The organism is Paractinoplanes rishiriensis, from assembly GCF_016862375.1.
Taxonomy (GTDB): Bacteria; Actinomycetota; Actinomycetes; order Mycobacteriales; family Micromonosporaceae; genus Actinoplanes; species Actinoplanes rishiriensis.
This window is the reverse complement of record NZ_BOMV01000174.1, coordinates 1-929: the sequence shown is the minus strand read 5'-3', so window position 1 is coordinate 929 and position 929 is coordinate 1. Positions and strand designations below refer to the sequence as shown.

The following is a 929-nucleotide window of genomic DNA, read 5'->3' as shown; positions in this document are numbered from 1 at the left end:
CGCCGAGGCGGTGAACCTGAACTACAGCTACACCGATCCGACCCTGAACGACGCGACCGCCCGCAACAACGTCGGCTACATCGGCGGCCACCTGTACGGCACCGAGGCGTCCGGGCGGCTGAAGTCGTACCCGCTGGCCGATCAGAACAGCAAGCCGGTGTGGATGACCGAGTGGAACCTCCACGAGGCCGACGGCAACGGCTCGAACATCTGGGGCAACCCGGGCAACCAGGCGGTCTGGGACGAGACGCTGGACGACATCATGCGCACCGTGCACCGGTCGATGGAGGCCAACTGGACCGCGTACGTCTGGTGGTACGGCAAGCGCTACTACTCGTTCATCGGCGACGGCGAGTCGGCGTTCGGCACCACGGCCGGCGCGCCGCTCAAGCGCGGCTTCGCCTTCTCGCAGTACGCCAAGCACGTCCGGCCCGGCTACCAGCGGGTCGCTCTGACCAAGAGCTCCAAGGCCTCGCCGCTGGAGGTCACCGCCTACTCCGGCGGCGGCAAGGTCACCCTGGTGATCCTCAACCGGTCGGCCAGCGCGGTGAACAACGCCGTGGTCCAGGCGCCGCAGAACGTCGCGCGGGCGGACTACACGGTCACCTCGCAGAGTGCCAACTCGGCGAGCCAGCCGGCCGCCGTGAACGGCGGACAGGCCACCATCAGCGTCCCGGCCCGCAGCATCTCCACCCTCGTTTTCACTCTCTGACAGGAATCCCTCATGACTCAATTCAGATCGGCCAAGGTCGCCCTGATGTCCGCCGGCGCCCTGGTGCTGGGTGCGACGGCGGTCGCTACCGCGCTGCCGGCTGCCGCGGCCGCGGGCTGCTCGGTGAACTACACCGTGGCGTCGCAGTGGCAGGGCGGTTTCGGTGCCAACGTGACCATCACCAATCTCGGCGACCCGCTGAGCGGTTGGACGCTGA

At 68.1% G+C, this 929-nt stretch carries 2 protein-coding genes; both read left to right on the top strand.

The genetic code is table 11. The features are described 5' to 3' along the window. A partial coding sequence (locus tag Ari01nite_RS49475) for a glycoside hydrolase (RefSeq protein WP_498371187.1) occupies window positions 1-712 on the top strand: 712 nt, incomplete at its 5' end. A 12-nt stretch (window positions 713-724) separates the two neighbouring features. Next, window positions 725-929: cellulose binding domain-containing protein (locus tag Ari01nite_RS49470; RefSeq protein WP_203791707.1), on the top strand; the 205-nt coding region annotated here is incomplete at its 3' end.